Raw genomic sequence first — 24,717 nt, 5'->3', positions numbered from 1 at the left:
CCGCAAACGAAAAAATGCCAAGCCTTTCGGCTTGGCATTCCATCAGTTCTAGCGTGCTGCCCGGCGTCCCTTGGGAGCACCCGCTCGTGCCCGGCTCGGAACTTGCTTCGGTGGCTGCTTGGTTCGATCGTGCGGGACCACGTATCCGCCGGTGGCGATGACCAGAATGGCGCTGATGCCGGTCAACGCAAGCATTCCGATGGCCCAAATCTGCGATTGATCGTAGAAGGAATGGTCGACGCTCAGCCACAGCACGTAGGCGCCGATGAGGTAAATGATATGGACCAGGAGCAGACGGGTTCGCAGCCTCAACTTGATGACGGCTTTCGGCGAGAAGAAAATCGACCAGAGGATCAGCAGCGGGACAACTACTACAAGGATTGCTGGAATTGTCGGCCATGGGATGAAAGCGATAGCGGCTAGTGCCGCGGCGAAAAGCAATCCTACTTCCAAGAGGAAGGCAACTGCCGCATAGCTTGCTGAAAGGAAAGGCGATACCCGCTGGGAACTGTTTTTACCCATCGACTTCAATCTCACTCCGTTTCTGCACACGCTGTCGTTTCGAAAGCCTTGGACTTTCATTTCAAGTCTATGTGTAAATTCTCCATCCCGCGAACAGGCTCGCGATGTGACTGCGGACTCCGAAACAAACAAAAAGCTCCGGAGCCAGACCTATGGGCCTGGCTCCGGAGCTGGATATTGTGGAGATGGGGAGAATTGAACTCCCGTCCGATGTGGTGTTGCCAGGTCTTCTCCGGGCGCAGTTTGCTGCGGATTTTCTCTGCCCCAACCATCACGCAAACATGTGGTTGATCCGGGCACAGTTGCCTAAATGTGTATCCAGAAGCGGCAACATCCGCTGGATACATTGGCTATCTAAATGACGTTAGGAACAGGGGCGATAGCGTCCCCTGGCTAACGGACCGTCTGGCTGCTTAGGCAGCGAGAGCGAAGTCAGTGCGCTTTGATTCGGCACTTATTGGTTTGCAAAGGGCGTTTACGAGATAACTTTGCGTCCTCGGCCCGCTTCATCTGTCGCGACTCACACCGTCGAAACCGATCATCCCCGTATTTTGTTGTCAGTCCCGGTCTCCCGGGTACAACCACACCCTAGGGCGTGTCTACCAATCATAGCGCACTGCCCGGGTTTCCCCCAATGCGAAATGCGCCACAAGCTAGCGTTATGCGTTTCCGCGGTTGCGTTCGCGCATGGCACGCAACGCCTCGCGATTATCCTGCTTTTCCCTCAAGGTCTGGCGCTTGTCGTATTCGCGCTTACCGCGGGCAACGCCGATCTCCAGCTTCGCCCGACCGGATTTGAAGTACAAGCTCAGCGGGACGACGGTCAGGCCGGCTTCACTGATTTTGCGTTCGATCTTGAGCAGTTCCTGGCGGTGCAGCAAGAGCTTGCGGCGACGACGGGCCGCGTGATTGGTCCACGATCCATTGAGGTACTCGGGGATGTAGACGTTCTCGATGTACAGCTCGCCACGGTAGAACTGACCGAAACCGTCAACCAGCGAGGCCTTGCCTTCGCGAAGCGACTTCACCTCAGTACCCGTGAGCACCATGCCAGCTTCGAAGGTGTCGAGTATTTCGAAATCGTGGCGCGCCTTGCGGTTGCTCGCGATTACTCGATCTTCTTGATTCTTCTTAGCCACGTTACTCCTTGCATGTCGCGGGCGGATTCCCGCGCACAGATTACAAGTCTAGCGCTAGAGAAGTCCCAAGGGGTTCACATGTGAACCATTGATGATCGTTTCGAAGTGCAGATGGCAGCCGGTCGAATTGCCGGTGGTGCCAACGTAGCCTATAACCTGGCCCTGCTTCACATGCTGGCCGACGCTTACCGCGATGCGGGACATGTGGTGATAGTTGGTGGCCAGGGCCTTGCCCTTGATGACGCCGTGAGAAACGGTGACCTTGTTACCCGAGGATCCGCCCCAACCGGCCATCCACACTTCACCGGAGGCAGCAGCCGTGATTGGCGAGCCGCACTGGCCGCCGAATCCCCAGTCAATGCCTGCGTGGACATAGCCGCCACGGCCGCCATAGTCGATTGTTCCAGCTGGAGTCGGGCGCCACCCGAAGGTCGAGGTCAATCGGTTACTGGTAGTGGGCTTAACCAAACCCCAGCTGCTTGGCTCGGCATATGTCGGTGCCTTTGGCTCGGATTTCGGTGCTACATAGGCCTTCTTCTTGTAGGCCTTTTTCTCTGCGCGAGCTTCTGCTGCCTTGCGCTCCTGCTCAGCTTCGTAGGCCGCCTTTTCCTCAGCGATGCGCTTTCGCTCGGCTTCTGCTTCGCGGCGCGCTTTTTCTTCTGCCTTGCGCTTGCGTTCGGCAGCTTCCCTGATCAAGCGCTCCTGGCGTTCCTTGATCTGCTGGTTGACCGCGGCGTATTCCTTCTGCTGCGATTGCAGTTTCGCCTGGATACGCGGCTTCTGCGCTTCAAGTTCAGCACTGAGTTCTTCGGTGCTGGCAACCAGCGCATCCAGTTCGTTCTTGGCGTTCTGCGCAGCATCTCGCGCCGCCTGCTCTTGCGCCAAGGCTTCCTCAGCCTGGGCTTTCAGGGAGGAAATTTCCTTTTCAACAGCAACCAGGCGAAGCTTGTTGCTTTCATTGCTGGCTTGTTCCTGGGCCAGGTCATTGTATGCGGCATTCTGGGATTCCATGGCGCGGTTGGCCATGTCCAGGCCATCGGCCATCTTGGTCGCCGAATCCATGTTGAGGATCATGTCCAGCCCGCCAGAAACGCCGCCGCGCTTATAAGCCTCAGAAGCGATCTGCGCCATCGCATCTTGAGCGTCGGAAAGCTTAGCCGCGTTTTCCTCGATCTGCTTAGCCACTTCATCACGAGTCGCTTGCGCGCTGATTAAGCGGTTGTTGAGATCGGAAAGGGTGGCCTGTGCATTGGCTACGCGGCTTTGCGCGTCAGCCAATGCCTGCTGGGCTACAGGAACCTGTGCTTGCTGGTCACGCAATTTCCTGTCGGTTTCTTGAATGTCGGCATCCAAGAATTCCATGTCGTTCTCGAGGGTATCGATGTTCTTTTCGACTTGAGCTTTCTTGTCGTCCAGCTCATCGGCGGCTACCAGCCCTGCGGGCAGCGTGAGCGCGAGAGCCATTGCTCCACCGATGGAGGCGCGTAAGAATTTACGTCGCACTGCGTTCGACAGCATAAAGCTCCTTTTAGAAATTGCGTACTTCAGTCCAAGCCTAGATAACGTTTCAGCTAAACCTTCAGGTAACGCTTCAACGTTACCACTGATGAAATTGTGGCCAAAACGATACCAATAATCAAGAGTATCGGAGCAACTAGCCATATTTCGCTGGTGGAGATGAACGCTACACCGACGTTTTCATTGGCCAACTTATCCTCGACGAGGAACTTCAGCAGCAACCACAAGGTGCCAGAAGCCAGCAATCCACCAATCAGCGACGCGATGACTCCTTCGATAATGAACGGCAGCTGAATCGTTGCTTTCGATGCACCAACCAGTCGCATGATCGTTGTTTCGAGTCGCCGGTGCATGGCTGAGAGCTGGATAGTCGTACCGGTCAGCAGCACCGCGCAAACAATCATCACGATTGCAACGACAGCAGCGGCGGCGGATGCCACGCGCACCAACTGGAAGACCTTTTCAAGCAGTTCCCGTTGGTCAATGACCGAGTCAACGCCTTGTACCGTGGAGAACGCTTCGTTGATCACCGGATACTTCTCCGGATCTACCAGTGCGACGCGGAATGATTCGGGCAGCTGCTCAGCAGTGACCTGGTCAACCAATGCCGAGTTCTCGTATTGGTCGAGGAAGTTTTCGTATGCCTGGTCCTTCGACTCGTAGGCGAATTCCTTGATATACGGCGCAAGCTGCTCTGATTTGAGCATCTCTTCAATGCTCTGGCGCTGCTCTTCGGAAACCGCGCTACCAGCGCAGTTGGGCGAAGTGCTCGTGTCATCGCAGAGGTACACCGCAACTTCCATGCGGTCGTACCAGTAGCCCTTCATCTGGTTGATCTGGAGCTGCAGTAATACCGAGGCACCGACGAAGGTCAACGATACGAAAGTCACCAGCACCACAGAGACGACCATGACGACATTCTGCCGCAGGCCCTTCGCCGCTTCGCGGAGAATAAATCCTAGTCTCACTGGTCCTCGTCTTTCTTGTCCTCAGCAACCTGTGACTCTTCGTCGTACTCCACGGCGGAATCGCCGACGAGCAGTTCGCGCGAACCGTCCTGGTTCACCACGGTGGTCATCGGGGCGTACTGTCCATCAATTTCATCGCGGATGACCTGCCCGCGACTCAGTTCAATAACGCGGTGGCGGTATTCGCTCACCAGTTCATGTGCGTGCGTAGCCATCAGGACAGTCGTACCGTTCTGGTTAATGCGGTTGAGCACGTTCATGACTTCGATGCTGTTCTTGCGGTCGAGGTTACCCGTAGGCTCATCGGCAAGCAGGATCGAGGGCCTGTTCACAATTGCGCGGGCAATGCCGACGCGTTGCTGCTCGCCACCGGAAAGTTCAGTTGGCTTGCGACGCGCCTTATCTTCAAGGCCGACCATTTTAAGTGCATCTGGCACACGCTCGCGGATCTGGGCCCGTGAAGCTCCAATGACCTCCATGGCGAATGCGACGTTGTCGAAGACCGTGCGCTCGCGCAGCAGGCGGAAGTCCTGGAAAACGAAACCGATGTCACGGCGCAGCTTAGGCACACGGCGGCTCGGAATACGGTTGAGGTTCTGTCCCGCCACGTAGACGGATCCGTCGGTGGAGCGCTTTTCGCGCAGCACCAAGCTGAGGAAGGTCGACTTACCCGAACCGGATTCGCCAACCAAGAAGGCGAACTCGCCACGGTCTATCTCGATGCTTATATCGTCCAAAGCTGCATTCTGCTGCTTTGGCTCGTAAACCATCGAGACGTTTTCGAATTTAATCATGTCTTCAATCGCTAGTCTTCGTCGGGGCGCGACCCACGAATACCAATCTCGAGATCAAACGTCTTTTGGTGCGCCAGTCTTCCAAACACTATCGGTGCCAGGTAGCTAACCAGCCGAAATATAAGGTGTGTTGCGAGATTCATGCCGTACATACAGCTAACGCAGAATGCTCAGCTTAGGCATGACTAGCTGGAATTAGCGAAACGGAGTTCGTAACGGTGATGATACTTACACCCTCTGCGGCAAAAGCGTTTAGACCAGCTGGAATTCGCGATTTCGCTTACTTACTAGGGCGACGCTGTCCTGCACGCCAGCGGATGCCTGCATCAATGAAATCGTCAATTTCACCATCAAGTACTGCCTGGGTATTGCCGACTTCATGTTCGGTACGCAGGTCCTTGACCATTTGGTACGGATTAAGCACATAGGAACGCATCTGATCGCCCCAAGATGCCTTCACATCTCCGGCGAATTCCTTCTTCTGGGCGTCTTCTTGTTCCTTCTTCAGAAGCAGCAACCGCGATTGCAGAACTCGAAGTGCGGCAGCACGGTTCTGGATCTGCGACTTTTCGTTCTGCATCGAGACGACAACTCCGGTAGGAATATGCGTCATGCGTACTGCAGAGTCGGTGGTGTTAACGCTCTGTCCGCCAGGGCCAGAGGAACGGAAGACGTCCACGCGGATTTCAGATTCAGGGATTTCGATGGTGTCAGTCTGCTCAATCAGCGGCACGACCTCCACTGCGGCAAACGACGTCTGGCGACGTCCCTGATTATCGAATGGTGAAATACGAACCAGACGGTGCGTGCCGGCTTCTACCGAGAGTGTGCCGAAGGCATACGGTGCGTCGATTTCGAAGGTTGCCGATTTAAGGCCGGCCTCCTCGGCATACGAAGTATCCATAACGGTGGCCTTGTAACCACGGCGTTCAGCCCAGCGCAGGTACATGCGCAAAAGCATCTCTGCGAAATCGGCGGCATCAACGCCGCCGGCACCGGAGCGAATCGTGACAACCGCTCCGCGAGCATCGAATTCACCGTTGAGAAGGGTAACAATTTCGAGTTCGGCAAGGGACTTCTGGACGCTGACGAGCTCTCTATCCGCTTCGTGCAACGTATCATCGTCGTCTTCAAGTTCAGCAAGCTCAACCAAGACCTCCAAATCGTCGATGCGGGTCTTAAGCCGGGTCAGCCGTTCCAGCTCAGACTGGCGATGCGATAGCTTGCTGGTAACGATCTGCGCGGCGGCCGGATCATCCCAGAGGTTCGGAACGCCAGCTTCCTCCGAGAGGACTGCGATGTCAGCTTTGATCTGCTCGACATCGCTCACGTCTTCAATTGCGGAGAATGTAGAACGCAGTGAGCGGATTTCAGCGGAGAAGTCAGTTTTTGCCATGGTCCTCTAAGACTACGTCATTTAGCCATTGATCAATGAGTCCGGTGCTATCGCCGAAAAGAAGTTCCAATCGAGGTTTTCACTGAAAATCGCGCTGTGGAACCCCTAGCCAACTTGCAAGGCTTGCATCCACGGGTCGATCGGGAATCCGGCCAGTCAGTTCTCGAACAGTATTTCTGAACTGGGATTTGGAGGTGGGGTCCGCAAGCTTCCAAAGAAGCCCGAACTACCGCAAAAATGATGGATCCGGTTGCGCTGGATCCATCCTTCTTGGATTCCGCTCCTGGGGCATGCAGCAGCGTTGCTCGCTGACACGTTCTTTCTCTTGCTTCCCCGTACTTGTGCATTTCCCGCTTCCCTGGAACATCCATGCTGCTCTGCGCGGAGGTGTTCACCTGCTCAGTACAGTTCTTGCTGATGAATCTACAGATATTGGTACTCCGTCTGGAACGATCCACCCCACTATCGGCGGTTGCAACGAGCCCTGCAGCACGAGATTCGCGCCTTGCCCATCAGGCGTGATCTGCACCCGGCCAATGCGTAAATTGTCGACGCGGCCGGCCGCACCCACATCCGAAAGGTACTGTTGCACGGCTTGTTGCACGCGCTGCTGGTCCAACTGAATCCTCGGGTCGCCATTGTCCGCAACAAATTCGAATTCATCCACGGCAGCCACGACCGCCCCGTCGGCAATTGACAACAGCTGACGCGCTTTGAGGTTGACTGCGCTGACTGCTAGCACCACTGAAATAGTCAGCAAAGTGATGGCGCACAAGCCGATTGCCAGCACTAAGGATTGTCCATCCTCGTCCCGTGGATTCAGGGCAGCGCGTTTTGTCCTAGCCAAAGCGATCAGTCCTTTGCGAGGCTGAAGAATCCACGGTGAAAACAGATACCTCTGCCCAGTCGGAAACGAAAGGAAGGGGAACATCCAACGCTACCGTCACAGTGACGACACTGCCCGGACTCAAGCATTCCTTGTCGCAACTAATCGATGTGCGAGCGTCGGCATATCCAAAGTTGTTCATGGTTCTTCGTACGACTGCGTGCGCATCTGACCTTGCCTGGGCGGGGTTATCGGCGGCGGCGAAAACCTTCGCTGCATGATCAGCAGCTCCAACCACGGCATAGCTACCGCCTTGCAGCTGTCCGACGGCCAGAATCAGGTACACCATGGGAATCAGCAAGACAGTTGAAGCAAAAATAAACTCCACTATCGCGCTGCCGCAATCTTCGGCCCGGATTCTCTTGTGCATCGCGGCAGCGAGATACTTGGCTCTACCCATAACACACAGCTTCTCCCTGAACCTGCAAATCCCACCCGTTGGGCAAGAACCCGATTAAGGGCACCCTCGTGTTAACCGATACGGTTACCAACTGGCTATCACCAACGCGGGTTGTGCTCACAGCAATGTCACGGGCAAATCCGCCATGCAAGCTTTCGGTGATCAATATCCGAGTTCTGCTTCGAGCGTCGGATACTGACCGATTGGCCAAAGCACCGTAATGGGCGCCGTTCGATGCTGCGTCAATCAGGGTGTTGCGCACATGCAGTACCAACGCGAGTTGGATGAGCATCATTGCGATGACCACAAGCAACGTTGTGACCATGACAAATTCGGCTACAGCAGACCCGTTCTCGCAATCTACAAGTTCCGCAGATTCCGAATTTCCAGGAGACCCCGCACTCGACCACATGCGCGGTTATCCCAATCCGGAAACTCGATCGATCGCTTGGTTGAACAGGTCCTGCAGCCTAGGCCCTGCAATGGCCAGCAAGGCGGCAACCAGCAACGCGGACATGAGTGTAATCATGACCCATCCGGGCACGTCGCCTCTGCTATCCCTGAGTTTCGGGGAAACCTTACGAAAGAGTAGTTCACCGGTTGCAGTGATTTGCAATACCAGTTTGAGCATCATTTCTTGTATGTGATTCATGACGGCCCTTCTAACTTGCTAAAGGATTTCAAAGTGGGAGATTCAAGTTTTTCTATGCTCCGATCAATAACTCATCTCCAATAACGCCAGACCGGGGAATACGGCGAAAACGATCGTGAGAGGAAGAATTCCGAACACGACCGGGACCAGCATGGAAATCTCGCGTTTTCCTGCAACTTCCATAAGTTCTCGTTTGGACGCATCGCGGACGTCTTGTGCTTGGTCTCTGAGCACTTGAGCCAATGGTGTGCCTCGCTCTGTTGCAACAACGATTGCATCGACAAATCGCGTCATGGCTCCAACTTGCATCCGGTCGGACATATTCTGCATCGCTTGGACCATCGGTGTGCCTGCGTGAATGTCGTTCAAAGTCTTGGTGAATTCGTCACCGATCACCCCGTGGCAGATTCGTGAAATTCTTTCGATGGCCCCGGTGGTTGATTCGCCTGCGCCGACAGTTAGCGCCAGCACTTCGGCCACGGTTGGAAACTGAGTCAATATTTTTCTGGCCCGCCGATGGATCTGTTCGCCAAGCCACCAACCACGCAATGCATAGCCAACAATCCCGAAACCAATAACGACTAGCACCGATAGGATCAAAGAGACATGATACTGAACGGCGGCAAAGGCCATGAGCGCAGATCCTGCTACTAGGCCTGCCAGAGCATAAACAATTTCTTGAGACCGGTAGTCAATTACGCTCATGTCCAATCCGGCAGCGTTCAGACGCTTCCGAAGAGTACTTGCCGAAGGACTGTGCAGGCTAGCCAGCTTCTTGATTTGCAGCAACATGGGGGCAGCGAGTTGGCCTAAAGCCGAGTGCCCGGAGTCAGAGTGCCATGAGTCTTCCAGCATGCGTGAGCTTCGAACGCCAACGCGAACATGGGGCGCAATACGATCAGCGAAGGCCATTCTTCGCCAGCCCGGCAGGTTCACAAAGACCAGCCAAAAACCTATGCCAAGTCCCAAACCGCAAAGCGCCGCCCACGGTGTATAGCTGTTCATGCCAGGACTCGTTCTTCTACTGGCAAGGTGCCCAGCCGGAGCATGATTCGATAGCAAACGAGGGAAACCAGCATGCCCAGGCATAGCACTATCACTCCCCCGAACGTCATATATGCATCCTTCGCAGCTTCCTGGGTGCCCAAGACCAACAGCAAGATCCATGGCGCGGCGACTGCCAAACGCGCTGCCGAGACAATCCATGATTGGCGGGCAGCGAGTTCCCCTCGTGTTCTCACGTCATCGCGCAAGAATGCCGACAAAGTTGTGAGCGTATGCCCCAAGTCGGTGCCCCCGACTTCACGCGTAATCCGCAATGTCGTGAGAATCTTGTCGGCTACCGGGTCTGCCAAGCGTTCGCCCAGCTGGTCCAGCGCCACGGAGAAGTTCGCTGTGGCTCGATAGTCCAATGCGAAATCCCGAAATAGCGGACGCAATACCTGCGGGCCGACGACAGCCAATTGGCTCAATGCTTCGGGAAGAGATAGGCCCGCCCGGATGGCACTTCGCAAGTGATCAACCACCTCTGGCCATTGTTCTTGCAATGCTGTGCGGCGCTTGGTGGCTTGATGGCGCAGGTAGACCCATGGTGCGAATGAACCGAAGATGCTAAACACCAAGGCGAAGAGCCACGAAGCGGTGAGTCCCAACGTCACCAACGCGGAAGTCAGCCCGCAGACCAGGCAAATCACGATGAATTTTGCCGGAGCCAGATTGCTCATTCCTGCATGCAAAAGAGCATTCTTGATGGCCGAGCTACGTTTGGGCGATTTTGCCCACGGGGCGAAGAGCAACCAGTCAACCATGAGGGCAATGCCTAGCCCGCCAAGGAGAGCAAAGAAAGCAACCACCGCTACACCGCCATCAAATCGGCAATATTGATTCCAGCGACATCAAACTTTTCATGGGACCAATCGGCTCCCCGAGCCGGCAGCAGGCGATCGGCTTGCCGCTCGAATAGCGTCGAGGACTCAATTTGCCCTTCCTCCACGCGGTTGCGCACGCTGAGAATCTCGTTGACATAGCGATGGCCCTGTGGACTCCGCACGCAATGAACCACAAGGTCAATGCATGCAGCCACGGTCTTGATGGTGAAGTCGCTGGTGATATTTGGTCCTGCAAGCAACGGCAAAGTGCAAATTTTTGTGATAGCGTCGCGGGCAGAATTCGCATGCAAGGTACATAGCCCCGCGATTCCCGAGTTCAGGGCAATGAGCATATCCAAGGACTCTGCTTCGCGGACCTCGCCGATAATGATCCGTTCCGGGCGCATGCGCAAGGCCTCCTTGACCAGCCGGCGCATCGTGATTTCACCGGTGCCTTCAAGATTGGCGAGGCGAGTTTGCATTGCAACGACATCTCTTAGTGAAAGATTCAGCTCAAAGATTTCCTCGATGGTGATAATGCGTTCCCTGGGGCCGATCGCTGATGCCAGACAGTTGAGCATTGTCGTTTTGCCGGCTTGTGTAGGGCCAGTAACGATGACATTCAGACCGGCACTGATCGCCGTAGAAAGGAACCTCGCTGCTTGTTCGCTCAAGGCTCCCAGCTCAACTAGATCTTCAAGTTTTCCCGCGCGAGCAATGAACTTACGAATGTTGATGGCCCAATGCTCATGGGTGATGTCTGGAATCACGACGTGAAGACGAGACCCATCAGGCAATTGGCAGTCGACGAATGGCTGGGAAAGGTCCAGACGCCTGCCCGACGTTTTGAGCATGCGTTCTACTAGAGCCGCGATTTCTGCCGATTCCATGCGTATGTGGGTCAGTTCGCTTTGGCCACCTCTGGCGCAAAATACTTGATGTGGAGAATTTACCCAGATCTCTTCAACAGAAGGATCATCCAATAAGGGTTGCAGCGCTCCGAACCCGGCCACATTATCGAATACTGAACGTTGGGCGGCCTCTAGCGATCCAAGTGAAGGCACGGCGCCAAGCAATGCGCGTTCGTCGTAGTCGCGAATGACCTCTTCAATAAGTGATCGGATCATCGCTGGCTGCTTTGCCGGGTCCAATCCACGCCGGCGAACCAGCTCGCGTACTTCGTCTTCGACAATGGACAGCGCATCCACGACTGACTCCTTTGGCTTCCCTACTGGAGGATCCCGATCTCGGGGACTATCGGCGAGCGCGTCGTCGGTGCAGCATACCTATTCGTATGACAAGGGATGCTATCTGCAGCAGAGACCGCTTTCAAGAGGTTCCCGAAGTTGTGGATAGTTCTTGGTACTTTCTCCACACCAAGATTCTTATCTTCCAGCGCCGCCCTCAATGCTGGTTTAGATGGGAACGACAACATTCCATTACATTCAGGAAACCTCATGGTCCGCTATGAATTACTTCTGATTTCCCGAAAATTCCAGCATCCGCGGCAATTCGAACTTGTCATGTCCGGACGAATATCGGGCGAGCAGCTCGCCGCACTGCTGCAGCAGCATTTCCCGGGACAACGATGGTATTCGGGAATAACGCGGATAGAAGAGTTGGGGATCCTGCATGCGTCTGAACGTCTTCTGCTCAATGAATTGCCCCAACCTGTTCGCGCCACAAGCACCACAGCTTCGTGCCTCAAGTTATATGTAGTTCGCGGCCCCGACGCTGGTGCCTGGATTCCGCTCACAAAGGGAGAACATGTCATCGGCAGAACCGCCCCATTATGGTTAGAAGATCCGCTGGTGTCCCGGGTTCACGCGAAGTTATTCGTGACAACCCGGAGCTTGCGCCTGGTAGCCTGCTCTGAGCAGCAACTTGCCATGCCAGATGGCAGCCGCTGCGAGTCCGTGGAATTGGAACACGGATCGCGCTTCTTTCTGGGCAACACTGAATTCGCTGTCGGCGATCCATTAACCGCCCAATCCGGTCAATTGGTAACCCCCGAACAATTGGAAATCCAAGTACCTTCCAAGCCCGAGCTGTCCCGCTTAATTGCTCTGGTCCTCGCAGCATTCGTTCCGATCATCTCCGGCGTCTTGCTTGCCTTGGTTACCGGTTCGATGCTCTTTCTGATCTTGAGTGGCGTTTCGGCCCTTATGGGTATGGTGCCTGCCGGTCAACTGTTCGTGGAGCGTCGCGAATGGAAAAGGGAAATGGAAGTGCAACGAGCTTCCGCCATTATCGCGAGAAGTAAATATTCTCCGGCTCTCGGAGAATCGTTCGTAGCCGGACTGGATTCCGCTTCTTTGGGACTGTCGCATGCCCGGATACCACCACTGGTTTGGGGCGAGGGACTGTGGTCTCCGCAGGACACCTCTCGTTCTGATCCCACGGGGATCCGCAAAGTATTTCGTAGCCTCAGGAAGACGAAGTCGGACGCGCCCTGGTTCGGTCCAGTATTTTTCCCGAGTACCCCGAGCGTCTGGCAGCTGAATTCTGCACAAGGGCAAAGCGCTGGGGCTATTCTGGCCGCAGTACTTGCACGCTATCTCCCGGCCATACATTCCGGCCAGATACGGCTCGTGCTCGATCCCAGTGTCAGGTGTCTTCCGGCGTCGCTGCTTTTGGTGAGCAACGTTTCCGTGGCCCACCTGTCGATTCCCGAAGAATCGAGCTTCACCAGGAAAGAGGAAACCAACCTGGCGACGTTGTACGTCACTGCCCAGGAACCTCAACCTATTTCCGGCGCCCTGGTGCTGGGCGTTTCACCGGTGCTGGCCGAATCCGTGGAGAATTGGATTGTTCCAAGCCCCGTGTCCTCGCGTTTGCCCGACGAACGCTTAGTGCTGCAGAACCTAAGCACGCTGAGCCTTTCGCGGTTCGACAGGATGGTGCAGCAGTATGTGCAGCTGCAAAAGCAGGCAATAACCAAGAACGCAGAATCCATTGCATCCCCATCACTAGCCGTACGGGCACATCTGGGCCTCGATGAACAGCAAGAGGACGTGTTCCTTGATCTTCATGTGGATGGTCCGCATGTACTGATTTGCGGCACTACAGGGTCAGGCAAGTCAGAAGCGCTCAGGCGCCTGATTGCTGATTTTGCCCGGAACTACCCGCCGACTCAGCTTGCCTTCGCACTTATTGATTTCAAGGGTGGAGCTGGACTAGGCGTCTATGCAGGTTTGCCCCATGTCCAGCTCTTCGCAAGCGACCTCGATGAGGCAGCGGCTCAGCGCACGTTGGAACAACTAGAACATGAGGTGCGGCGGCGCGAGGAGCTTCTGGCAACACAAGGCTGCAGCGACATTGCGGAATATCAAGATCTCGACGAATCAGGCCCGATTCTGCCTCGCTTGCTGGTAGTCATTGACGAATTCCGTGTTTTCGTCGAAACGCTTCCTCAAGCCAGCGCCAGAATTGATCGTTTAGCTGCGGTGGGTCGAGCTCTAGGAATCCATCTGATTCTCAGCACGCAGCGTCCGGCTGGCGCTTTGACGGGACAAACCAAGGCGAACTTAAACACGACAATCGCATTGAGGGTAAACGACCCGGGTGAGTCCGTGGAACTGGTGGGCTCCACCGAGGCGTCCAAACTCCTCCACCCCGGACAGGCGATCATCAAGGGCGCTTCCAAGCCCACTAGGAACATGCAATTCCAGCTGGCCATCGAGCCGCCACTGCACGGCGAACTATTCGAGCGGAATCGTCAAGATCTCAGCCTTCGTCCGTTGTGCCGATTCGAAAAGAGCATCGCGTCAGTCGCTGGAGATCGCTTGCAAAACCATGCAGCAGAACTTTCCTCACAGTGGTCCACTTCGGAGCTCCCGGTATCTGGTTTTGCTCCAGCGTTGCCTCGGCCAGCAGAACCAACGCACTCGCCAGATACGTGGGATGGGAAGGAACGAGGAACGATTTACTGCGGCGTTGCAGATAATCTGCATTTGGCCCGGCTTGAACCTTTGATTCTTGACCCTGCCCGTTCACGATCAACATTGATCTGCGGCTTGCCAGAAGCCGGTGCCCGAACCCTGTTCGCTTCCCTCGCCCGTTCGCCCAGAAAAATACTTTGCTTCGGTCCGTCGCCGATCCCGGATGCCACTGCAAACGTCAAAATTGTCACGGGTGAGGATCCCTATGGCTTTTTCGATGCTGTCGACTTCCTGGAATCCATGCCCAGTGATCCAGCATTGATCATTCTCGTTCATTCACTGGCCCAGTTGCAGTCCAATATCCACCCGCAACATTTCCAACGCCTGGACGAAGCACTCGGTACGCTATTGCGTTTCGGCGGCCCGCAATCGCCTATGGTGATTTGTTCAGTTGACCGCGACCAAAACGCGTTGAAGTCCACCGGTCTTTGTACAGAGCAATGGTTCTTCCCATTCAACGCTACCGAGTCATTAAAGATGATGTGGCCCAAGATCCCGGCCTGTTCGCTTTTGCCGGGTCGAGGGGTCAAGCTGAGTTCGGGGCATCCTCCGCAGGTCTTCCAACTCACCGAAGTTCAATTAGCTGAAATCCCGGGAAGCACCTGGCCCGAAGTGCCTTCGGCTTGGCAGATGCCTTCAGGTTCTGCCCTTCAACCGGCAAACTTTCTGGGATACTCGCCCTTCGATGGTGAGGCGGTCCCTCGACCAGCAGGTCCGATGGTTGTTGTGCTGTGCCCCGATACGCAACAGCGCCGGCAGCTGACTGCCGTACTCGCTGTGCGTTGGAACTCCCCGCATATTTGCGGCCTGCCGGACTTTGAACGGTTCGTACGTTCTCTCGAGGACGGCTCGTACCGTGTTCGGCAGGACTTGCTTTGCCTCTTCCTCGAAACCACCAATGACTCTCGGTTGCCACCGCTCTTGAACGCTCTGAATTCGAGGGGAATCGGTGTCGCGCTATTCGTTCCGCCGTCCAGCAGGATGGCCTTCGACCTGGGATTGAGCGCCAACGGGTTCGATGATCGCCAGGTAGTCGCTGTCGAAGCCCATCATCCGCAAGATCTTCAACCGATGAATTGGCAGCCAATCCATCAGGTGCCTCATCAAGGAGCCAAAGACTATTGGTGCGCGGTCATCTCCAAACGAGGCAAACCGCGGATGATTCATATTCCGTACGAATTATCTGCTGGCAATTCAGCGGTTTGGCCGGTCTCCGAGGAATGCGGTGGTCTTCGGCGCGAAGAGCATCACCACAGTGGTTCCGGCGACCACGATGGAAAGTACCGCCGCGGCCGTCACCATCGGGATATTGGAGCTCAGGAATGAAACAGAGAGGATGAGCTGGAATAGTTGCCAAACGACAATCGGAGCACGAGTGAACGCTTTTCCCTTGAAGAAGTTGACAGCTACCGAGCCTTGCCAAACGGCAAGAAGCAAGCACAGGGCCAGCATGAATAACTGCCCGCCCATATTGACTGTTCCGTTGGTGTCGAGGTTCAACATGTAGCTGACGGCGTACGCCAGAACAGCCAGGGCCTCAATTAGGACAAGCGCGGCAACCACGAAAACACTGGTTGGGCGGGACGAGATTGCATTTTCGTTGCTCACATCAACAATTTTCGTTGACCTTCTGCAGGAACTCAAACCGCAACAATTGACTTTTGCTGTTGCTCGCGCCACACCTCTGATAACTAGCGGATCCTAGTGCCAAATGCCATGTGAGAAAGCACTCAGGCATTCAGCAACATTTCGCTACCGTGACTCTTGTTTACTTCCGCGTTACATGAAAACCTTATGTGGTCGGTTAAACGAAGTGCCCGAATGGACTTCTCCGACCTTTCGAGACGCCAGATGTTAACCGCTAGGCAACCAGGATTTCATTTCACTCCTAGTTATTTTTTGCCTGTGTGTTGATTGTCGTTGGTGTTTCACACCCTCTCAGATTTCAAGGAGCATCAATAAGCATGGATTGGCGTAGCCGCGCGGCGTGTCTGGAAAAGGACCCGGAACTGTTTTTCCCAGTGGGAAACACCGGTCCGGCCCTGTTGCAGATCGAAGAGGCCAAGAGCGTCTGCCGTCGATGTGAAGTAACCGAAACCTGCCTGCAGTGGGCTATTGAGTCCGGCCAGGATGCAGGCGTCTGGGGTGGCATGAGCGAAGATGAGCGTCGTGCCTTGAAGCGTCGTGCAGCACGAGCTCGCCGCGCTTCCTAATTAAGCTGCGCTCGAGGTAATTCTCGCAACCCGAGACGCTATACGAAATCCGCCAGAGGTAAACACCACTGGCGGATTTCGAGTTTAAGCGACAAATTGTCAGCTCAGCTAGGTACATTAAAAGTAGTATTCATGTTCGAAAGGATCCGTTAGTGACTCTGGCCCGCTTCGCGTGCACCGTTCAGGCAGGTGCGACCGCAAAATGAGCCCGGCCCTGACCGACCCCAACCTGGGCAAGACGCTGGATGGTCGATACCGACTGGACCATCTGCTTGCCCTGGGTGGCATGTCACGCATCTACCGCAGCATGGACAAGCGCCTGCATCGAGCGGTTGTCGTGAAGATCCTGAACGACAACTTCTCCAGCGAGCATACAGTGCGTGAGCGATTCGAATCCGAAGCTGTCATCGCTGCGAATATCACTCATCCGAATGTGGTCTCCATCCGCGATCACAACGTGAGCGATAATCTGGTGTACCTCGTGATGGAGTATGTTCGAGGACGGAACCTCGAACAGGTCATTGAAGAACGCGGCCGCTTTACTCCGCGTCAGGCGCTAAGCGTCCTTGAACAAATTTGCCACGGTCTCAGCGCCGCGCACAGCGAGGGAATCATCCACCGGGATATGAAACCGGCAAATGTGCTGCTCTCCGATACCGGCGAAGTGAAAGTTACCGACTTCGGCTTGGCCCGTGCTGCCAGCGCCCATACCCAGTCAGCCACGCTCGTCGCCACGCTGTCCCATGTCTCCCCCGAACTAGTTTCAGGGGCACCAGCCGATTCGCGCAGCGACATCTACGCACTGGGCATCATGATCTACCAGATGCTGACTGGACAAGCACCATATACCGAGACCAATGCCGCTGCATTAATGAAGCATCATCTGGACTCCCCCATGCCCATGCCCTCGGACTTGGTTCCGGGATTGGCCGAAGATCTCGATGAGTTGGTTCGATGGTGCACCGAGAAGGATCCAGAGAAGCGCCCGCAGGATGCTTCGCTGCTGCTGGAGGAGATCATCCAGATCCGCTCAACGCTCAACGATGCGCAACTGGACCTGGGCGCCGAGGACCTCGGCGGGATTGAAGATCTCACCCCGCAAACTATGGCGCAGATGCCCACTACGCTGCAGCAGCGTCTTGATGCGATGCAACGCGAGCGCGAAGATGAGCGTGAACAGGTATGGCTGAAGCGGAATACTGCTCAGCACGAGGCCAGCTACGTTATCGATGATGCCCCCGCCGATCCTGACCAGACAACCGTCATTGCCGCGGTTGACGCCACCGAAGTCTTGGATCTTCGCGATGCACAAGCCACACTGGCCCAGCCTCGTCCCACTGATCTTGCCGCTGATTCTGGCATAGCCGCAACGTCGGTGTACACCCGCGGCCGCGATCTGGAACCGGCCCACGAGAATGACGCCGATTCCGAAGCACCTCTGTCGGTACGTGGCCAAAAGCGTGCGCAGAAGCAGGCTGCAAGAAAGTGGCGCAAGGAAGCACAGGTACCCACCCACCGGTTGCGTCAGCCTCGCTCGGGTACGCAGAAGTTCGTCATCACCGTGATGTGGATCCTCATTGTGGCTCTGGTCGCAGGTGCCGGATGGTTCTTCGGCCGCGGCCCCGGAACCGTCATCCGCATCCCGTCATTGACCGGCATGCTTCAATCGCAGGCAGTCGCGCAAATGGATGGCCAAGGTGTTCCAGTTCGGGTAGGCACGACCTACAACGATGAGATTGCCATCGGCAGGGTGGTCGACTCGCAGCCGGGGACCGGCGAGAACATCATGAAGTTCCAGGGAATCGATCTGATCGTTTCGCAAGGCCCTCAGCTTTTTGCAGTTCCGGATTTCACCGGGAAAACCCTGGATCAGGCCACCAAGTTGCTCGATCAAATCGGTTTCGAAGATGTCCAGGAAGCCGAGGCCTACTCGGAATCGGTGACTAAGGGCGAGATTATCAGTTCCTCCCCTGCCGCCGGCAAGGAATTGCCGCGGAAGAACATCATCACCCTCACTGTTTCCAAGGGACATGCCCCGGTTCGTGTTCCTGCGGTCATTGGTCTTAGCAAGGATGCGGCCAAGGAAAAGCTTGAGTCCATGGGCTTGAAGCTGGAAACCGGTGAATCCGTCCATTCCACGACAACAGAAAAAGGCCTAGTCGCCGTACAGGACCCGGCCCAGGGCACCGTTGCGTACGGCAGCACCGTGACAGTGAATCTCTCGCAAGGACCAGAATACGTCCAGATCCCATCCGTGCTCGGCCTGGGCGTCGAGGAAGCAATCTCTGCACTGGAAGCCGCCGGCTTTTCCGTGAGGACGCACAATGTCTTTGGCGGTTTTAGCCAGACCGTTCGCATGCAGTCTCCATTGCACCAGCAAGCCGTGCGCGGCAGCGAGATCAGCATATACGCCTTCTGAGGCCTGTGCCGTTCCCCAGGCATAAAAATAATCCGGTTCCCGCTGTCGGGAACCGGATTATTCTCTAGCTGCTAGCGGTTTCGGCTGCGGCTCTGCAGCGCCGAGGAGACCAGGAAGGCCATCTCCAGGGACTGGCGGTGGTTCAGGCGCGGGTCGCACAGCGACTCGTACAGCGAGTCGAAGTCTTCCTCGCGGATCGGATCCGCTCCGCCGAGGCACTCAGCCACATCGTCGCCGGTCATCTCCACATGCAGGCCGCCTGGGAAGGTGCCCAGCGCGTCGTGCACTTCGAAGAAGCCGCGGACTTCGTCCATTACATCGTCGAAGTTGCGGGTCTTGTAGCCGTTCTGGCTGGTGACCGTGTTGCCGTGCATTGGGTCCGTAACCCACAGCACCTGGGCGCCGGAGGCCGTGACCTTTTCGATCAGGTTTGGCAGCTTCTCGCGGATGTTCTTCGCACCCATGCGGGTGATGAAGGTCAGGCGTCCTGGTTCGCGGTTCGGATCGAGCTTTTCGATCAGCGCGAGGACATCTTCCGGATCCGAGTTCGGGCCCAGCTTCACGCCGATTGGGTTGCGCACGCGCGAGAGGAAGTCCACATGTGCGTGGTCCAGCTGACGGGTTCGTTCACCGATCCACAGGAAGTGGCCGGAGGTGTCGTACGGCAGGCCGGTCCGCGAATCGGTACGCGTCAACGCACGCTCGTAGTCCAGCAGCAGTGCTTCATGGGAGGCGAAGAACTCGGTGCGCTTAAGTGCCTCGAAGTCTGCACCGCAGGCATCCATGAAGCGGATGGCCGAGTCGATCTCGCCGGCCAGCTGCTCGTAGGCGGAGTGCGCCGGGTTGGCCATGAATCCGCTGTTCCACGAGTGCACGCTGCGCAGGTCTGCGAAGCCGCCCTGGGTGAACGCGCGGATCAGGTTCAGCGTGGCCGATGAGGTGTTGTAGGCCTGCACCATGCGCTTCGGATCGTGGGCACGGGAATCGGGTGTGAAGTCGAAGCCGTTGACAATGTCGCCGCGGAATGCCGGCAAAGTTACACCATCTCGGGTTTCGTCATTCGAGGAGCGCGGCTTGGCGAACTGGCCAGCCATGCGTCCCATCTTGATTACCGGCATCGAAGCGCCATAGGTCAGTACCACAGCCATCTGCAAGATGGTGCGAACTCGCGAGGAGATCTTGTCGGCGGTTGCATCGGCAAAGGTTTCGGCGCAGTCGCCGCCCTGCAGCAAGAAGGCCTTGCCCTGGGCTGCTGCGGCCAAGCGTTCGCGCAGTACGTCGACTTCGCCGGCAAATACCAGTGGCGGACGCGAACCCAATTCGTTGATAGAGGACTGATAGTCCTTGTGCTCACGCCAAGTCGGCTGCTGGGCAATTGGCAATTCACGCCACAAATCTAGTTGCGGATCGGTGGCGGGGCCGGCTACGGAGGAGCCTGGCAATGGGGTTCGGTTTTCTTCGCTCACCTTGCCCATTCTACGTGGCATCAGCTCAAAGGACCGCGACGAATGTAACAAGTCGCCGTAACACTGCGCATAGTGGCCTGCTACTTCTTTGGTTTGCGTGGAGCATAGATGTCGACGTAGCTCTGACCCGACAGGACATTGATTGCCTTGCGGATTTCGTCGGCGCAAGCGCGAAGCGTTTCAGGATTCGCGGACCTGCCGTTCAGGTGCTCGAAGGTCAGCGGCTTGCCGATCTTGATCCCGATCCGGCCCGGATGCGGAAGGCTTTGGCCGATGGGCTGGACCTTGTCGGTGCCAATCATTGCAATTGGTATCACCGGGGCACCGGTTTCCAGGGCGAGCTTTGCGACGCCGAGCTTGGCCCGGTACAACCGTCCATCCGGTGAACGGGTGCCTTCCGGATAGATGCCCAGCACCTGGCCCTGCGCCAGTGCGTTCTTGGCACTGGCCAGCGAAGCAGCCGATTTCTGCCCGCCTGAACGGTCCATGGGCAGCTGGTTGATATTGCGGAAGAACCACGCGGTGATCCGGCCCTTGATGCCCTTGCCGTTGAAGTACTCGTCCTTGGCCAGGAAAATCACGGTACGATCCAGCGCCGCTGGGAGGAACACCGAGTCGCTCACCGACAGGTGGTTGGAAGCCAAGATCGCCGCACCGGTTTCAGGCACATTGCCGATGCCTTGGATCTTGACGCGGAAGAAAATTCGTATTAGCGGCCGGACAGCGAAACGCTTGAGGAAGTCGTACAGCACAGCGGGAAAATTCCTTCTTCTAGTTGACCAGCTACGCGGGAAGAGAAACCGCGACCTTACTGGTCGAAGCGCACTCCGCACCCTTCAATTGTGCACTACGCTCGAAGGTGAAGGCAGAAATCCGGAGGGTTCACGATGAAACTTGATGCAGGCAATACTCCGCTGGACGAGCGCAAACGTCCATGTGCAGTACTTTTGATCCACGGTTTTACCGGCTCCGCTGTTTCCATGCAGCCATGGGCGGATTCCTTGGAGCAGGCCGGATTCGACACGGACATTCCCCTTTTGCCCGGGCACGGAACGCAATGGCAGGACATGGTCGGTCGAGGTTATGGCCAGTGGATCCACGCTACCGAAGCGGCTTTTGACAGGCTCGCGCGCACGCACGAGCAGGTATTCGCCGCTGGCCTTTCCATGGGTGGCGCCCTGGCCCTGCATCTGGCGACCCGCCGCAATGTAGCCGGTGTTTCGCTGGTCAATCCGGGCCTGGTCGTGGACTCCCCCTTGTCCCCCTATACTCCTTGGCTCAAGCATGTAGTGCGCAGCGTTGCCCCTATCAGCAATGACATCGCCAAGCGCGGTGTCGATGAAGGGGCCTACCCGCGCACCCCGGTAGCAGCCGTAGCCGAACTCCGTTCGCTCTTTGCCCAGACCCGCCGGCGCTTGGAGCTGGTGAACGCCCCGGTGCAGCTTTTCCGTTCCACCGTTGACAACGTAGTTTCAGACCAGTCGGTGCGCGAGCTGGTCGAGGGCCTGAACTCGGGCACCCTGGCCGAGCACCACATGCTCTTGCACTCCAAGCACGTAGCCACCCTGGACTACGATGCGGAGCAGATTTTCCACGAATCCGCTCGCTTCTTCGCGCAGCTGGCCGCCACGGAACGGAAGCGCAAGGAGGAGCGCGCATGAATCCGGAAGATGCCCATCCTTCAAACCAGAATGATCCGCAGTGGGATGAGCTAGTCGAGAATTTCCGTCAGCTTGATGCCTCGGCACCCCGCGAACCCAGCGCCGACGAGCGCGCGGCGAAACTGGCGAAGCTCTTCAACACCGGGCCTGCCGCGGTTCGCGGACCGCGCGACTATGTTGCTGAGCAGACGCCGGAAGAGTTCGTTCCAGAAGAACCCGCCGCGCTGGGTTCGGGTGATCCGATGCTGAACCTCGCCTGGGTTGGCGCCGCTGGCGGTCCGCTTGGGTTGCTGCTGTGTGTGGTGTTTTTCCGCTCAGCTCCGGTGTTCATCTATTTCGGGCTGGCACTCGCCGCCCTGCTCGGAATCGCCTACTTGCTCAAACGTCTTCCCACTGAACGCGATCCGGGAGATGATGGGGCTCAAGTATAGAAAACGGCTTTGAGTACACCACACGGTAGGTTACTCTATAGTAATAAATATGTGATGCGGGTTACCCGCTATTGCTAATGGGGTCACACAGAGTTTCAGGAGTTGAAGACCAGATGCGCGAATACAGCTCGCCAATTCGCATTCATTCGCCACAGCAGTCGAATATTACAGATCTGCTATTACGCCACGCGAATTCAGCGGCCAACCCGGCATTGTTCTCAAAGCCGGGAACCGACGGAACGTGGAATGATGTCACGGCATCGCAGTTCGCTGCCGACGCCCGGGCTATTGCGAAGGGGTTCATCGCCAATGGCATCGAACCTGGCGACCGCATCGCGCTGATGGCCAAGACCCGCTACGAGTGGACGCTGGTTGACTTCGCCATCTGGTTCGCCGGCTGCGTCACCGTCCCCGTCTATGAAACTTCCTCCCCTAGCCAGTTTGCCTGGATCGTTTCCGATTCCGGTGCCAAGGCCGTCGTCGTTGAGGCCGCCGCCCAGGAAGCCGTGGTGCGCCGCGCCGCCCATCAGGAACAGCTCGACGGACTGGATCACGTCTGGCAGTTCGATGGCGGGCTGGAACAGCTCTCCGAAGATGGCCGGAACGTCGATGACCAGTTGCTCGAAGCCCGCCGTTCGGGCGCAGCATTGGATGACATCGCCACGATCATCTACACCTCGGGCACCACCGGCCGCCCCAAGGGCTGCGAGCTGACCCACGGCAACTTCGTGGAGCTGGCGGAGAACGCTGTGGCTACCTTGCCTGGCGCCGTTTACCCGGGCGCATCGACCATCATGTTCCTGCCGCTGGCTCATGTTTTCGCCCGCTTCATCTCGGTAGTCAACATTGCCGCTGGTTGCCGCACCGGGCACACCCCCGATGTCAAGCACCTGCTCGAGGACCTCCAGTCCTTCAAGCCGAACTTCATCCTCGCTGTGCCACGCGTCTTCGAGAAGGTCTACAACTCGGCCATGCTCAAGGCTGAAGATAGCGGCAAGGGCAAGATCTTCCACGCCGGCGTTGACGTTGCAGTGGCATACTCCCGCGCCAAGCAGGAGGGCAAGGTTCCGCTGGTGCTGAACCTGAAGCACAAGCTCTTCGACGCCCTGCTCTACCAGAAACTGCGCACCGCGATGGGTGGCAACATCCGCCATGCGGTCTCCGGCGGAGGTCCGCTGGGCGAGCGCCTGGGCCACTTCTTCAACGGCATCGGGGTGACCATTCTGGAAGGCTACGGCCTGACTGAAACCACCGCACCGATCACGGTGAACACCCTGGACCGGATCAAGATCGGCACCGTAGGCAAGCCGCTGCCGGGCAACGCCGTGCGCATCGCCGCGGACGGAGAGATCCTCACCAAGGGCATTTGCGTGATGCGCGGCTACCGCAACCGTCCAGAGCTGCAAGATGAGACCTTCACCGATGGCTGGTTCCGCACCGGGGATATCGGCGAACTCGACGCCGACGGATTCCTGAGGATCACCGGGCGCAAGAAGGAAATCATCGTCACCGCCAGCGGCAAGAACGTGGTTCCTGCGCTGCTTGAGGACCAGATCCGCGCCGACGCGCTGGTTTCCCAGTGCGTGGTCATCGGCGAGGGCCGCTCGTTCATTGCGGCCCTGGTGACCTTGGATCCAGAAGCCCTGCCAGGTTGGCTGGCCCGTCACCAGATGGACCAGAACCTGTCGCTGGACGAGCTATCGACCCATCCAAAGGTGCTCGAAACCGTGCAGGCGGTCATCGACAAGGCCAACACCTCGGTATCCAAGGCCGAGGCGATCAAATCCTTCCGCGTTGTGCCTGCTGACTTCACCGAGGAAACCGGTCATTTGACTCCCTCGATGAAGATCAAGCGTGCAGTAGTGCTCAAGGACTACGAGGCCGTGATCGAAGGCATCTACTCGGCGCCCAAGCCGACAGCATAGTCCAGCACTGCATTAGCCAGCTCCCACGATTCGCGAGCTGAAGCGGCCCAAGGCAACTTGAGGCCGCTTTGCTGTGTTCGGGCATAGTAGCTGCGCGGCAATACCACGCGGCTGAATGCCTGGGTGGCGTGATTCTGGTGCTCGTGGCCAAGCACCGCGTAGATCAGGTTCCCAGCCAGGTCCTTGCGGCCATTGGCCAGCAGCCATTCGACCAATTCCATGAGCCGGTCTTCCGAGTCGGCACTGGTATCGCCCACAACCACCAACACGTTGGTGCCGGTGAATTTACCGTCCATCACCGATTGCACGCGCTGCGGTCCGGCCGTGGCCACCTGGGCCTTGCAATCCAATTCACCGAATTGCTCGGCCAAGTGCTCTGCGATTTCGCAGAACGGAAGATGCGTGTCGAGGGTGAAGACCAGTACCGTGATCGGCTGGCCCTTGGATCCCAGCTCGGCAACCTGCTGCCTCAGCCGGGCGGGCACAGCCCCGGGCGTCATCTTGCTTGGGCGCATCAC

General features: G+C 56.9%; 22 protein-coding genes and 1 other RNA gene. 6 read left to right on the top strand and 17 right to left on the bottom strand.

Going from position 1 to position 24,717, the window contains the following annotated elements:
- Positions 1 to 48 precede the first annotated feature (48 nt).
- The 14 genes from ACIQTS_RS15020 to ACIQTS_RS14955 all read right to left on the bottom strand — a co-directional run bounded on the left by ACIQTS_RS15020 (position 49) and on the right by ACIQTS_RS14955 (position 11,351).
- Entirely contained in the window at positions 49 to 522 is a 474-nt protein-coding gene (locus tag ACIQTS_RS15020) for a DUF2568 domain-containing protein (RefSeq protein WP_166650814.1), read from the bottom strand.
- A 177-nt stretch (positions 523 to 699) separates the two neighbouring features.
- Positions 700 to 1,068: a transfer-messenger RNA gene (ssrA, locus tag ACIQTS_RS15015) on the bottom strand.
- 113 nt (positions 1,069 to 1,181) lie between these two features.
- Positions 1,182 to 1,661, bottom strand: coding sequence for an SsrA-binding protein SmpB (smpB, locus tag ACIQTS_RS15010; RefSeq protein WP_105658370.1), 480 nt, complete (start codon positions 1,659 to 1,661; stop codon positions 1,182 to 1,184).
- Between the two features lie 54 nt (positions 1,662 to 1,715).
- Entirely contained in the window at positions 1,716 to 3,125 is a 1,410-nt protein-coding gene (locus ACIQTS_RS15005; protein WP_332487267.1) for a peptidoglycan DD-metalloendopeptidase family protein, read from the bottom strand.
- Positions 3,126 to 3,232: 107 nt separating this feature from the next.
- Entirely contained in the window at positions 3,233 to 4,147 is a 915-nt protein-coding gene (ftsX, locus tag ACIQTS_RS15000; RefSeq protein ID WP_105658368.1) for a permease-like cell division protein FtsX, read from the bottom strand.
- On the bottom strand, positions 4,144 to 4,941 hold the full coding sequence (ftsE, locus tag ACIQTS_RS14995; RefSeq protein WP_402473784.1) for a cell division ATP-binding protein FtsE: 798 nt from the start codon (positions 4,939 to 4,941) through the stop codon (positions 4,144 to 4,146). The genes ftsX and ftsE overlap by 4 nt, the downstream gene beginning before the upstream one ends.
- 280 nt (positions 4,942 to 5,221) lie before the next feature.
- Positions 5,222 to 6,337, bottom strand: a complete 1,116-nt coding sequence (gene prfB / locus ACIQTS_RS14990; RefSeq protein ID WP_105658366.1) for a peptide chain release factor 2 — start codon at positions 6,335 to 6,337, stop codon at positions 5,222 to 5,224.
- Positions 6,338 to 6,728: 391 nt separating this feature from the next.
- Positions 6,729 to 7,127 (bottom strand): hypothetical protein, encoded by a 399-nt coding sequence (locus tag ACIQTS_RS14985; RefSeq protein WP_402473783.1) that lies wholly within the window; start codon positions 7,125 to 7,127, stop codon positions 6,729 to 6,731.
- A gap of 49 nt (positions 7,128 to 7,176) precedes the next feature.
- Complete coding sequence (locus ACIQTS_RS14980; protein WP_402473782.1) at positions 7,177 to 7,623, bottom strand: hypothetical protein; 447 nt, start codon at positions 7,621 to 7,623, stop codon at positions 7,177 to 7,179.
- The gene (locus ACIQTS_RS14975; protein ID WP_402473781.1) at positions 7,616 to 8,035 is read right to left on the bottom strand and encodes a TadE family protein; all 420 of its coding nucleotides are present in this window, start codon (positions 8,033 to 8,035) and stop codon (positions 7,616 to 7,618) included. Before ACIQTS_RS14975 ends, ACIQTS_RS14980 begins: the two co-directional genes overlap by 8 nt.
- Before the next feature lie 6 nt (positions 8,036 to 8,041).
- On the bottom strand, positions 8,042 to 8,257 hold the full coding sequence (locus ACIQTS_RS14970; RefSeq protein ID WP_286134310.1) for a hypothetical protein: 216 nt from the start codon (positions 8,255 to 8,257) through the stop codon (positions 8,042 to 8,044).
- Between the two features lie 81 nt (positions 8,258 to 8,338).
- Entirely contained in the window at positions 8,339 to 9,280 is a 942-nt protein-coding gene (locus ACIQTS_RS14965) for a type II secretion system F family protein (protein ID WP_402473780.1), read from the bottom strand.
- Entirely contained in the window at positions 9,277 to 10,128 is an 852-nt protein-coding gene (locus ACIQTS_RS14960; RefSeq protein ID WP_105662565.1) for a type II secretion system F family protein, read from the bottom strand. Before ACIQTS_RS14960 ends, ACIQTS_RS14965 begins: the two co-directional genes overlap by 4 nt.
- Positions 10,129 to 10,130: 2 nt before the next feature.
- Entirely contained in the window at positions 10,131 to 11,351 is a 1,221-nt protein-coding gene (locus tag ACIQTS_RS14955; RefSeq protein ID WP_402473779.1) for a CpaF family protein, read from the bottom strand.
- Between the two features lie 249 nt (positions 11,352 to 11,600).
- On the opposite strand from ACIQTS_RS14955, the gene ACIQTS_RS14950 reads away from it, so the two are divergent.
- The 3 genes from ACIQTS_RS14950 (at position 11,601) to ACIQTS_RS14940 (ending at position 18,716) form a co-directional block, all read left to right on the top strand.
- Complete coding sequence (locus tag ACIQTS_RS14950; RefSeq protein WP_402473778.1) at positions 11,601 to 15,410, top strand: FtsK/SpoIIIE domain-containing protein; 3,810 nt, start codon at positions 11,601 to 11,603, stop codon at positions 15,408 to 15,410.
- Between the two features lie 638 nt (positions 15,411 to 16,048).
- A complete protein-coding gene (locus ACIQTS_RS14945; protein ID WP_013348560.1) occupies positions 16,049 to 16,297 on the top strand; it encodes a WhiB family transcriptional regulator in 249 nt (82 codons plus the stop codon).
- 202 nt (positions 16,298 to 16,499) lie between these two features.
- A complete protein-coding gene (locus tag ACIQTS_RS14940) occupies positions 16,500 to 18,716 on the top strand; it encodes a PASTA domain-containing protein (protein ID WP_402473777.1) in 2,217 nt (738 codons plus the stop codon).
- A 71-nt stretch (positions 18,717 to 18,787) separates the two neighbouring features.
- On the opposite strand, the gene ACIQTS_RS14935 is transcribed toward ACIQTS_RS14940, so the two are convergent.
- Both ACIQTS_RS14935 and ACIQTS_RS14930 read right to left on the bottom strand, forming a co-directional pair.
- A complete protein-coding gene (locus ACIQTS_RS14935; RefSeq protein WP_400290990.1) occupies positions 18,788 to 20,191 on the bottom strand; it encodes a class II 3-deoxy-7-phosphoheptulonate synthase in 1,404 nt (467 codons plus the stop codon).
- Positions 20,192 to 20,262: 71 nt separating this feature from the next.
- Positions 20,263 to 20,934 (bottom strand): 1-acyl-sn-glycerol-3-phosphate acyltransferase, encoded by a 672-nt coding sequence (locus ACIQTS_RS14930; protein WP_105659066.1) that lies wholly within the window; start codon positions 20,932 to 20,934, stop codon positions 20,263 to 20,265.
- A 135-nt stretch (positions 20,935 to 21,069) separates the two neighbouring features.
- On the opposite strand from ACIQTS_RS14930, the gene ACIQTS_RS14925 reads away from it, so the two are divergent.
- The 3 genes from ACIQTS_RS14925 to ACIQTS_RS14915 all read left to right on the top strand — a co-directional run bounded on the left by ACIQTS_RS14925 (position 21,070) and on the right by ACIQTS_RS14915 (position 24,199).
- Positions 21,070 to 21,843: an alpha/beta hydrolase gene (locus ACIQTS_RS14925; protein WP_402473776.1), complete on the top strand. Its 774-nt coding sequence runs from the start codon at positions 21,070 to 21,072 to the stop codon at positions 21,841 to 21,843.
- On the top strand, positions 21,840 to 22,274 hold the full coding sequence (locus ACIQTS_RS14920) for a hypothetical protein (protein ID WP_400290643.1): 435 nt from the start codon (positions 21,840 to 21,842) through the stop codon (positions 22,272 to 22,274). Before ACIQTS_RS14925 ends, ACIQTS_RS14920 begins: the two co-directional genes overlap by 4 nt.
- Positions 22,275 to 22,387: 113 nt before the next feature.
- On the top strand, positions 22,388 to 24,199 hold the full coding sequence (locus ACIQTS_RS14915) for an AMP-dependent synthetase/ligase (protein ID WP_402473775.1): 1,812 nt from the start codon (positions 22,388 to 22,390) through the stop codon (positions 24,197 to 24,199).
- Here the strand turns inward: ACIQTS_RS14915 and ACIQTS_RS14910 are convergent.
- Positions 24,172 to 24,714, bottom strand: a complete 543-nt coding sequence (locus ACIQTS_RS14910; RefSeq protein WP_105662560.1) for a hypothetical protein — start codon at positions 24,712 to 24,714, stop codon at positions 24,172 to 24,174. The two genes, ACIQTS_RS14915 and ACIQTS_RS14910, sit on opposite strands and share 28 nt — an antisense overlap.
- Positions 24,715 to 24,717: the final 3 nt, after the last annotated feature.

The sequence above is a fragment of the Glutamicibacter sp. NPDC090743 genome (assembly GCF_044769125.1).
Lineage (GTDB): Bacteria > Actinomycetota > Actinomycetes > Actinomycetales > Micrococcaceae > Glutamicibacter.
The sequence above is the reverse complement of the archived record's forward strand: the minus strand, read 5'-3'. Positions and strand labels throughout refer to the sequence as shown.

Excerpts from the sequence above, each read along its gene's own strand:
- ACIQTS_RS14910 (WP_105662560.1), bottom strand. The coding sequence starts at position 24,714 with ATGCGCCCAAGCAAGATGACGCCCGGGGCTGTGCCCGCCCGGCTGAGG.
- ACIQTS_RS15005 (WP_332487267.1), bottom strand. The coding sequence starts at position 3,125 with ATGGCTCTCGCGCTCACGCTGCCCGCAGGGCTGGTAGCCGCCGATGAG.
- ACIQTS_RS14935 (WP_400290990.1), bottom strand. The coding sequence starts at position 20,191 with ATGGGCAAGGTGAGCGAAGAAAACCGAACCCCATTGCCAGGCTCCTCC.
- ACIQTS_RS14965 (WP_402473780.1), bottom strand. The coding sequence starts at position 9,280 with ATGAACAGCTATACACCGTGGGCGGCGCTTTGCGGTTTGGGACTTGGC.
- ACIQTS_RS14940 (WP_402473777.1), top strand. The coding sequence starts at position 16,500 with ATGAGCCCGGCCCTGACCGACCCCAACCTGGGCAAGACGCTGGATGGT.
- prfB (WP_105658366.1), bottom strand. The coding sequence starts at position 6,337 with ATGGCAAAAACTGACTTCTCCGCTGAAATCCGCTCACTGCGTTCTACA.
- ACIQTS_RS14920 (WP_400290643.1), top strand. The coding sequence starts at position 21,840 with ATGAATCCGGAAGATGCCCATCCTTCAAACCAGAATGATCCGCAGTGG.
- ACIQTS_RS15020 (WP_166650814.1), bottom strand. The coding sequence starts at position 522 with ATGGGTAAAAACAGTTCCCAGCGGGTATCGCCTTTCCTTTCAGCAAGC.
- ACIQTS_RS14970 (WP_286134310.1), bottom strand. The coding sequence starts at position 8,257 with ATGATGCTCAAACTGGTATTGCAAATCACTGCAACCGGTGAACTACTC.
- ACIQTS_RS14975 (WP_402473781.1), bottom strand. The coding sequence starts at position 8,035 with ATGTGGTCGAGTGCGGGGTCTCCTGGAAATTCGGAATCTGCGGAACTT.
- ftsE (WP_402473784.1), bottom strand. The coding sequence starts at position 4,941 with ATGATTAAATTCGAAAACGTCTCGATGGTTTACGAGCCAAAGCAGCAG.
- ACIQTS_RS14915 (WP_402473775.1), top strand. The coding sequence starts at position 22,388 with ATGCGCGAATACAGCTCGCCAATTCGCATTCATTCGCCACAGCAGTCG.
- ACIQTS_RS14925 (WP_402473776.1), top strand. The coding sequence starts at position 21,070 with ATGAAACTTGATGCAGGCAATACTCCGCTGGACGAGCGCAAACGTCCA.
- ACIQTS_RS14980 (WP_402473782.1), bottom strand. The coding sequence starts at position 7,623 with ATGGGTAGAGCCAAGTATCTCGCTGCCGCGATGCACAAGAGAATCCGG.
- ACIQTS_RS14945 (WP_013348560.1), top strand. The coding sequence starts at position 16,049 with ATGGATTGGCGTAGCCGCGCGGCGTGTCTGGAAAAGGACCCGGAACTG.
- ACIQTS_RS14950 (WP_402473778.1), top strand. The coding sequence starts at position 11,601 with ATGGTCCGCTATGAATTACTTCTGATTTCCCGAAAATTCCAGCATCCG.